Origin of the sequence: Rhodococcus sp. NPDC057297, from assembly GCF_042667435.1 — a bacterium.
GTDB lineage: Bacteria > Actinomycetota > Actinomycetes > Mycobacteriales > Mycobacteriaceae > Rhodococcoides.
The window spans coordinates 727,752-737,423 of the sequence record NZ_JBHUZE010000001.1 but is presented as its reverse complement, the minus strand read 5'-3'; the positions used below and the strand labels follow the sequence as shown (position 1 = coordinate 737,423).

The 9,672-nt window shown below is 66.0% G+C and carries 7 protein-coding genes; 4 read left to right on the top strand and 3 right to left on the bottom strand.

The window, feature by feature from the left end; genetic code table 11:
- Nucleotides 1-51 precede the first annotated feature (51 nt).
- Nucleotides 52-657 carry a TetR/AcrR family transcriptional regulator gene (locus tag ACFULT_RS03385; RefSeq protein WP_037112007.1) on the bottom strand — a complete coding sequence of 202 codons (606 nt, stop codon included), beginning with the start codon at nt 655-657 and terminating at the stop codon, nt 52-54.
- A gap of 122 nt (nt 658-779) precedes the next feature.
- Nucleotides 780-1,946 (bottom strand): glycoside hydrolase family 3 N-terminal domain-containing protein, encoded by a 1,167-nt coding sequence (locus ACFULT_RS03380; RefSeq protein ID WP_037112009.1) that lies wholly within the window; start codon nt 1,944-1,946, stop codon nt 780-782.
- Between the two features lie 84 nt (nt 1,947-2,030).
- Here ACFULT_RS03380 and ACFULT_RS03375 point away from each other — a divergent pair, with 84 nt between their 5' ends.
- The 3 genes from ACFULT_RS03375 (at nt 2,031) to ACFULT_RS03365 (ending at nt 7,065) form a co-directional block, all read left to right on the top strand.
- Nucleotides 2,031-2,498 carry a universal stress protein gene (locus ACFULT_RS03375; protein WP_037112011.1) on the top strand — a complete coding sequence of 156 codons (468 nt, stop codon included), beginning with the start codon at nt 2,031-2,033 and terminating at the stop codon, nt 2,496-2,498.
- A gap of 84 nt (nt 2,499-2,582) precedes the next feature.
- Complete coding sequence (locus ACFULT_RS03370) at nt 2,583-2,753, top strand: DUF2613 domain-containing protein (protein ID WP_019665569.1); 171 nt, start codon at nt 2,583-2,585, stop codon at nt 2,751-2,753.
- Nucleotides 2,734-7,065, top strand: coding sequence for an alpha-(1->3)-arabinofuranosyltransferase (locus tag ACFULT_RS03365; RefSeq protein ID WP_378480598.1), 4,332 nt, complete (start codon nt 2,734-2,736; stop codon nt 7,063-7,065). Before ACFULT_RS03370 ends, ACFULT_RS03365 begins: the two co-directional genes overlap by 20 nt.
- Nucleotides 7,066-7,077: 12 nt before the next feature.
- On the opposite strand, the gene ACFULT_RS03360 is transcribed toward ACFULT_RS03365, so the two are convergent.
- Nucleotides 7,078-8,196, bottom strand: coding sequence for an acyltransferase family protein (locus tag ACFULT_RS03360; protein WP_378480597.1), 1,119 nt, complete (start codon nt 8,194-8,196; stop codon nt 7,078-7,080).
- Between the two features lie 209 nt (nt 8,197-8,405).
- Between ACFULT_RS03360 and ACFULT_RS03355 the strand changes: the two genes are divergently transcribed.
- Entirely contained in the window at nt 8,406-9,533 is a 1,128-nt protein-coding gene (locus tag ACFULT_RS03355) for a DUF3068 domain-containing protein (protein ID WP_378480596.1), read from the top strand.
- Nucleotides 9,534-9,672 lie beyond the last annotated feature (139 nt).

The following is a 9,672-nucleotide window of genomic DNA, read 5'->3' as shown; positions in this document are numbered from 1 at the left end:
GCTTCAAGTGACCGAACGGCACGTTCGCTCTCACAACCAGGGGTGCGTCGACTACTGCGTCGGAGCGGTTTTCTTTCCTGCCAGACCGCGCCACGCGAGGTTTTCCAGCAGGTCCGCGGCGGCGTCGACTTCGATTTCCCCGCCGGCGACGCGGTCGGCGACGGCTTCGCCTGCACCGACGAGGGCTACTGCCATGAGGGAGAAGTTCTGATCCGGATCCGGTTCCTTGGTGCTCATCTCGAGCAGACGGGCCGTCAGTTCGATCAGTCTGTCCCGACTGCTCTGGACCTGTGAGGCGAAGGCGCTCTGACCTATTGCCTGCCGGTACAGCACCATCCAGGACTTACGGTTCTCGCCGACGAATCCGAGGAAGCCGAGAAGTGCGCGTCGGAGCTGTTCACGTGGAGTGAGGGTGGGGTCTGCAGCGGGTGTGAGTGCCTCGACGAATTTGACGCCTTCGCGGTTGATGCACGCCGCGAACAGCTCGTCCTTCGAGCCGTAGTACAAGTACAGCATGGGCTTGGAGATCGCTGCCTTCTTGGCGATCGCATCCATGGAGGTCTCGTGGAAACCGTTGTCGGAGAACACGTCGACTGCCGCGTCGAGCATCTGCTGCTCACGTACGGCGCGCGGCAGTCGCTTGGTGCCACCAGCCATGAGTCCTCCAAACCGATATCGAACTCATGACCTTACTCCACGGTAAGGAGGCCTGCGTCACTACTGTGCCTGCCCGATGAATGCCGCGGCGCCGGAACCATCCAGCAGGCACCCGGATAGTTCTAACAGACGCCCTTGAAGCGAGCGACCGTCGCTGCGGACTCGTCGACCTGCGCTGCATCGAGGCGTCCCGTCGCGACGGCGTCCTCCAGATTGTCGAGTACCTGCGGAACGTCGTCGGTGGTGAGCCACAGAGCGACATCCGCGCCTGCGACGAGAGCTGCTTCGACGGCCGCGACGATACCCAGCCGATCGGTGATGGCCGCCATCCCGCTGAGGTCGTCGGTGAAGATCGGTCCGGTGAAGGGCGCCGCGCCGTACCCGACTCCGTCGCGCAGCAGCGACATCGCCGCCGGGCTGATGCTGGCAGGCTCACCCGGCTCGGTCAGGCCCGGTACATCGAGGTGTCCCACCATCACGCCGACACCGCCGGCGGACAGTTGCGCGAACGGGATCAGATCCGACTGGATCAGGTCCTCCAACGGCGGCGTCGTCACCGCACCGGTGTGCGAATCGCCGGATGCAGAACCATGTCCGGGGAAGTGCTTGATGACGGGCTGAACACCGGCGTCGCGCAAGCCCTGCGCGTAGGCACCGGCGTACGCGACGACCTGAATCGGGTCCGCGGAGTACGAACGGTCGCCGATCACCGAATCGTTCGGTTGGCTGCTGACGTCGACGACCGGCGCGTAGTCGACGGTGATCCCGAGGTCTCGCAAACCACGGCCGCGTTCGAGGGCCATGCGGTACGTGGCGTCGACGGACATGGTCAATGCCGTCCGGCGTGCCGACGGGTCCTCGCCCAGCAGATCCGCGACGCGGGACACTCGCCCGCCTTCCTCGTCGATGGTGACCATCGGAGGCACTGCTGCTGCGGCATCGATCTGCGGAACCTCGCGATTGGCGAGCGTCGCCGTATCCGTCCAGCTTCCGATGAAGATCCCGCCCACTTGTTCCCGAGCCATGATGTCGACGGCGTCGGCCGTCCCGGTGACGCCGACGGTCAGTAGCTGGGCCAATCGCTGACGCTCGCTCAGCGTTTCGACGAAGGCCTCGCAGGAATTCACCGGAGCGTCGGTGGTGGGGGGAAGGGTGGTCGTGGTGGTCGTAGTCGGCGGCAATGCGGACTCCGTAGCCGCAGGAACCGGGTCACCGGACGAACACGAGGCCGTGAATCCGACCCCGATCACCACTGCAGCGACCGCGACGGGCGATCGGAATTTCCTCATGCCCCGACCGTAGCGGAGTGGTCCCACACAGCTGTACGCGCGCAGTAACCTAGGGACAAAAGCGACACGAGGAGGGACTACGAGATGCCCGCAGACCTGATTCTCATTGCCTACGACGGCTCCGACAACGCCAAGCGTGCCATCGAATACGCCGGCCGATTCCTGACGACGACGAGGGCGATCGTCGTCACCGCATGGGAACCGATGGTTCGCCAAGCAGCGCGAATGTCCGGACTGTCAGGGGTCATGCAACCCGAGTGGGTTCCCGACGACGAGGCCGAGGATGTGGCGCTCACCGACGCGAAGGTGACCAACGACGAGGGCGTTCGCCTCGCCCAGCAGGCCGGCCTTCAGGTCGAGGGCCACTGCACGGAATGCACGACGGCGATCTGGAGCGCCATCGTGGAGAAGGCCGACGATCTCGACGTGGACATCATCGTCACCGGCACTCGCGGCACGACGGGGTTGCGTTCGCTTCTCCAGAGCTCGGTCGCGGACCATGTGCTGCGCCACAGTCACCGGCCTGTCCTGATCGTGCCGCCTGGAAAGTAGACGCGCGTGCGCTCCGGCTATCGGGCCTGCGGGTGATAGCGTGAGCCGCGCACGCGTGCCAGTCGACGAAAGTGGAGAACCGAGATGAAGTTCGCTGTCCCGGGAGTTGTTGCTGCGGTAGTCGGCGCTGTGCTCGGTGCCGGGGTGGTATTCGGAGTAACTGCTGCGGCGGCCGACAACACACGTCCCGAGATCGATCGCTCCGGCAATGCTGATTCGTCCCTGCTGAACCAGGTTGAGTACGGCAGCCGCTGACGCACCTGCTCCGATCTCTTCCGAACCACTCGGTCGTAGGTGGTTGCTCGGCGTCTCCACACTGGCGTTTCTCCTCGCTTTTCTGCAGGTTCCCGGTTACACCGTTGCCGATACCAAGTACGACCTGACGCAGAATCCCCTCGGATTCCTCGCACGCGCGTCGCATCAGTGGACGTCGCAAGCTCCTCTCGGCCAAGTCCAGAACCAGGCGTACGGCTACTTCTTCCCACACGGCGCGTTCTTCGCGCTCGGTGACATCGCGTCGATTCCCCCATGGATCACCCAGCGCATCTGGTGGGCGCTACTTCTGATCGCCGGGTTCTGGGGAATCGTCCGTCTCGCCGAAGCACTGGGAGTCGGCAGCCGCAGTTCGCGGATCATCGCCGCCACCGCGTTCGCCCTGTCCCCGAGAGTCATCACGACGCTGGCGTCGATCTCGTCGGAATCCATGCCGATGATGTTGGCGCCATGGGTACTGATTCCCATCGTTCGAGCATTCCGCAGCAACACTTCCACCCGCACGCTCGCCGCGCAGTCGGCGTTGGCCGTGGCGTTGATGGGCGCCGTCAACGCCGTCGCGACCGCAGCCGCCTGTCTCGTCGGCGTGATCTGGATTCTCTGCCACAGACCCAACCGATTGTGGATCGTCTTCAGTGCGTGGTGGGCCGGCTTCCTGGCCCTCGCGACCCTGTGGTGGATCGTTCCGCTCCTTCTGCTCGGCGCCGTCAGCCCGCCGTTCCTGGACTACATCGAGTCCTCGGGGACGACGACCCAGTGGGCCTCACTGATCGAGATCCTCCGCGGGACGAGCAGCTGGACACCGTTCGTCTCGCCCGAGCGCGTCGCCGGAGCGGTGCTCGTCACGCAACCGGCCGCCGTCGTCGCGACGGGAGTCGTCGCCGCAGCCGGTGTCGTCGGTCTCGCGATGCGGTCGATGCCCGCCCGTGGCCGCCTGACCGTCATGCTGTTCGTCGGAATCCTCGGTCTCACAGCCGGATACGTCGGTGGACTCGGCTCTCCGATCGCCGACACCGTCCGCGTGTTCCTCGATTCCGGTGGCGCGCCGCTCCGCAACGTTCACAAACTCGAACCGCTCGTCCGCATTCCGTTGGTCCTCGGACTTGCTCACCTCTTGGCGAAGGTCCCGCTCCCCGGTGCCGTACCGTCACGCACGTGGCGGACGGCCATCGCACACCCGGAGAAGGACAAGATGGTGGCCGTGGCCGGTCTGGTGCTCGTCGCGCTGACGTTCTCGACGTCGCTCGCGTGGACCGGCAAGCTAGCACCTCGCGGGGCGTACCAATCCATTCCGCAGTACTGGCACGACGCTGCGGACTGGCTCACCGCCCACGCGTCGGGCAGCTCACCCGACGGCTCCGATGCCGAGCGCGCGCTCGTCGTTCCGGGTGCTCCCTTCGCGATTCAGACGTGGGGACTCACTCGCGACGAACCCCTCCAGGCCCTCGCGACGACGCCGTGGGCCGTCCGCGACTCGGTACCACTGACTCCGCCGGGCGCAATCCGTGCCCTCGACTCCGTTCAACGATTGATCGCCGACGGCCGATCCTCGGTCGGCTTGGCCGACACCCTCGTCGGGCAGGGCATTCACTACGTGGTCGTCCGCAACGATCTCGATCCCGAGACGTCACGTTCCGCTCGCCCCGTCCAGGTCCACGCCGCACTCGACGGCTCTCCCGGCCTCGAGAAGGTCGCGGAGTTCGGCGAGGACATCTCGCCGGGAACGGTCGACGGCATCACGGTCGACGGCGACATGCGGCCGCCGTATCCGGCTGTCGAGATCTATTCGGTGAAGCTGCAGGAGCCAAGCTCGAAGGAATCGGAGGTTTCGGGGCCCTACACCGTCGATCTGGACCGTGTCCCGTTCGTGCAAGGCGGGCCGGAATCCGTTCAGCGACTGAACGAACAGCGCCGATCCGGTGTCCCCGATCCAGTGCCTGCAGGCCCGGTCATCCTTGCGTCCGACGCTACCGCCGCAGGCCTGGACGTCGATTCGGTCACCGTCACCGATACTCCGATGAACAGGGAGACGGACTTCGGGCAGGTCGACAACCACAATTCGGCGCTGAGAACCGCCGACGATCCTCGTCGCTCGTTGAACGAAGTCGCGGACTATCCCGTCGTGGGCGCGGACACCGTCGACGGGGAATGGGAGGGTGCGAGCATCACCGCGTCGAGTTCCGCGTCGGATTCGACTCAGATCGGCGGCACCAAACCGGGAAGTGGGGTCGCGGCGGTCGTCGACGGCGATCTCGCGACGAGTTGGGTCAGCAACGGCATCGAAAGCGCTGTGGGACAGTGGCTTCAACTCGACTTCGACGAGCCCATCTCCGGCGGACTCCTGCATCTGCGTACCAGCCCGGGGACCATCGGCGACCCGGTGAAGTGGCTCGAGATCACCACGCCGGGCGGTAGTACCGCGGCACGAGTCGACACTGCGGGCGAGCCCATGACCGTCTCGCTCCCCGGCGGGTCGACACCGTGGGTGCGCATCACGGCGAAATCGACCGTGGACGGCACCCGGGGAAGTCAATTCGGAATCAGCGAACTGTCGGTGGAGGACTACTCGGACCGCGACAATCCGCACCCTGTGTCGATCGTGCATCGTGCCGTGCTGCCGGGCGTCACCCCCGGAGCGGACGTCACGGCTTGGGAGCTCGGCCAGGAGTTCCCCGGCAGGCCGGCCTGCCTGGACACCGAGGACCGAATCCGGTGCAGCAGTGGACTGTCCGCCGCACCCGAAGAACTCGGCAGGTTCTCGCGCACCCTGTCGGTGCCGACCGGAACCGCGGTGCTGCCGGAGTTGACTCTGCGCACCCGGCAGAGCCCCGAACTGGAAGCACTGCTGGCGCAACCGGGACGACCCGTGGCCACGGGCGCATCCGACGTCGGCGACCTCCAAGGATCCGCCTTCGCGGCCACCGACGGCGACGATCGAACATCCTGGACCGCGCCCGAGAAAAGCATCGAGCAGCGGGCCGGAACGCAGCCGACACTGACGATCGACCTGCCCGCGCCGACGCTGGTGGACGGCCTCACCCTGACCCCGAGCCTCGGCGACCTTCCCGCGCACCCGACGACCGTCGCCGTGAACCTCGGCGGGGGACCGCAGGTGCGCGAGGTGGATCCCGACGGTCCGACGACCATCGATCTAGCGCCACGGGTGACGGATCGGATCGTGCTCTCCATCGTCGACTGGGACGACCGACTGGACAAGAACTCCCTCGGCTTCGTCCTGCCACAACCGCCCGGTCTCGCCGACGTCGCCGTGCTGTCGGGCGGCCGCGACATCGGCGCCGCACCCGACGCCGCCGATGACCGCACGATCACCGTCGCCTGCGACGTCGGGCCGATCATGTCCATTGCGGGCCAGACCATCCGGGCGTCGGTGACGGCGACGGCGCGGCAATTCCTGTCGGGCGAACCACTGCAGGCGACCATCTGCGAGGGTCCCTTCCCGGTTCCCAACGAGACGCTCAACCCGATACCCCTGCCGGAAGGCAGACAGGACGTCGTCGTCGACCCAGGTGCAGCCTTCGTCGTCGACGGGGTGCGACTCCGCACGATGCCCGTCCCCGCCGTCAGCGCAACGAGCTCGTCTCCCCGAACCGCGGAGACGACAGCGTGGAACGCCGACCACCGAGAAGTGACCGTTCGTGAATCGGACGTCGATCAACTGCTCGTGGTACCGGAGAGCAGCAACACCGGCTGGCACGCAACCGCAGCATCCGCAGGCTCCACTCCCGCCCAACCCGGTCATTCCGCAGGCTCCACTCCCGCTTCAGAACTGCAGGCTGTCACCGTCAACGGCTGGCAGCAAGGCTGGATCGTGCCGGCCGGGACGTCGGGAACGGTGACGCTCGAATACCCGTCGGACAAGTGGTACCGACTCGGAATCTTCGGCGGATTGCTCCTGCTGATCCCGTTGGCGTTCTTCGCTTTTCGTCGAAGCCGCGTCACGCAGGACTCAGCACCACAGCCCTGGCGCAGCGCGGTGCTCGGCTGGGTCGGACTGACCGCGGCCGTCGCCGTGATCTCCGGACCGGGCGGAGTTGCCGTCGTCGCCGCAACCGCGGCCGTGGCAGTGGCTGTCGGCCGACGCTTCGGCCGATCGGTGGAAGCCAGGACGGCGGTGTGGGTCGCCGGAATCGGAACACTCTTGGCGACAGCCCTGCTGTCGAAGGGCCCGTGGCGATCCCCCGACGGCTACATCGGCCACTCGTCACTGATTCAACTCGCCGCGTTGATCGCACTCGTCGCCGTGGCAGTGAGTGCTCTGCGGGCTCGCCGATAACCGGCGGTCACGTCACCGGCGCCGAAGCCACACGCGCATCGGTTCTTCGATCAGCGCGTAGCTCGCGGCGGCGACCGGGATCGACAACGCGACGGTCACGACCAGAACCAGCAGGAAGTGTCCGCTGAAGGGGATGATCCCGAACACGGGAAAGACCATCGCCAGGATCACCAGATGCCAGATGAAGATGCCGTAGGACCAACGTCCCAGAGCAAGAGTCACCGGGTGCTCGAGGATGCGTCGGGGTCCGTCGGCCAGGACGAGAGGCGCCAACAACGCGAACGCGAGGAGTGCACCGAGCACGATCTTGACCTCGAATTGCCACGGTTCGGGACGCACCAGCCCTTCCGGCCCGGCGATCGGCGTCACCGACAGGGCGAACGCCACCAGGGCGATCGCGGCCATCAGCAGTCTGCGACTCGCCAGACGGTGCAACCACGTTCGTGGGCTGGTCGTGTACTCGGCCAGGAGCATTCCAGCCGCGAACCACGGGAAGTATCCCGGCAACCAGTTGTCGTGGTGAATCGCTTCCGGCGTGGACACGGGGACGAACGCCCAGCACAGACTGATCGCGGCGACGGTCGCAACGACGGGGATACGGAATCGCGCCCGATCACCCCGGAAGCCCGCCAGAGCCAGACCCAGGAACGGCAACAACAGATAGAAGGCGACTTCCACCGACAGAGACCACATCTGAGTCATGCCCTCGGTGAGAGTCAGAGGCACGAAAACCTGCGTCAGCGACAGGTTCGCCGCCCACACACGCCAACTGCTCCCCGTGTTGGGCAGGAACAGCAGAACCAGCGTCACCACGACCCAGTACGCCGGAAGGATGCGCACGGCGCGCGACCACAGATAACGTCCGATCGGCTGAGCACGACCCATCCCCCTCGCCTGGGCGGCGTGCGGGCGCCACAGCAGAAAGCCGGACAGGGCGAAGAACAATGCCACCGCGAGGTCGAACCGGCCCCAGATTCGGCCCATGACCGGCGAATTCGCTGCACCTGTCTGAAAGGCCACGTGGGTGACGATGATGCCGATCGACGCGAACGCGCGCATTCCCTCGAGCGACGGGATGAATCCGTGCAGCGGCGCGACGGATTTCGGCAGCGATTCAGTGGACGTAGTCATGGCGCGACCAGTCAAACACTCCGCACCGTCCACTTGTGAAACTCCACGGTCGTCGGGCGTGCCCGCGACTGTACGACGTGATGACTGTTACTGTCACCAGCGACGTGGCGATACCAATCGGACACTCCAGGAACGGGCGTTTCCTACCCTGACCTGTCGGGGGTGGAAGCAGCGGCGCGCCAAGGAAATAAGACTAAGGAGATTCTCACATGGCGGAGCGCTCAGGGCCGAGCCGGATTCTTGCCCTCGTACTCGTCGGATTGGGCGCATTCCTGCTGGTAGCAGCGATCCTGATCCCGACGTACACCGTGCCCCGCCTGGAGAAGACACCGCTGGATCTCGAGGTCACGACGGTATCGACCGGCACCGGAAGCGTTCTCAACGCTGCATCACTGGCCGCGGGCCGCGCCGAGGTGGACGAGAACGTGAACCTGGTGTCGCAGCGTTTCGTCACCACCGAGGAGCCGTCGAACGCCGACGACATCACCGTGCAGGCCGGGCAGACGCTGCGCCGCACCGACAAGCAGGGCGACACCGGGCTGCTCACCGCCAGCGTCGACCGTGTGACGCTCGATCGTGTGTCGTCCGAGCCCGTCGAGAACCCCGTCGGCACCATCCAGGTCCAAGGCGACAAGCCGGCCGAGGAAGTTCCGCACACCGGCCTGCAGTACAAGTTCCCGTTCAACGCGGAACAAAGGTCGTACCCGTTCTTCGACGTCAACGCCCGCGCGTCGCAGGACATCGACTTCGTCGAAGAGACCGAGATCAACGGCACGCCGGTCTACAAGTACGAGCAGACCGTCGGCCCGGTCGATCTGTCCGGCGTCGTCAACATCCCGACCAACAAGGTCACCCTTCCCGCCGACACGTGGGGCGTCGAGGGCGGCGAAGCTCCCGTCACCATGACGCGCTGGTACGAGAACACGCGAACGGTGTGGGTCGAGCCCAAGACCGGCGTCATCGTCGACGGTGAAGAGCAGATCCACCAGTACTACTCGCGCACCGCGGGCCAGCCCGAGGTGGACGTGCTCAACGCACCGATCAAGTTCGACGAGAACACCGTCGAATACCAGATCCAGCGCGCCAAGGACGGCCAGGACCAGCTCTCGACGTTCGGACGTACCGTGCCGATCATCGCCGGAATCCTCGGCGTCATCGCATTGATCGCAGGTATCGTGCTCGGACTCCGCGGTGGGAACGGCCCGCGTCGTCCCGTGCGCACCGGCGGCCCGCAGCAGGGCGGAGGCGGCGGCGCAGCACCGGCAGCTCCGCAGAACCGCGACTGGACGACCGATCGGACCGAGGTCATTCCGAGGACCAACCTCTCCAAGGAGTAGCACCTTCACGAACAACAACGGCGCCGCCCATTAGGGTCGCGCCGTTGTTCGTTTCCGGGCAGGGTGGCCGGCCCCAGTTGCACACAGAACGCTGCTGCAGGGCCGGATGTGCCGTCCGAGGCGGACTACAGTGGCGGAC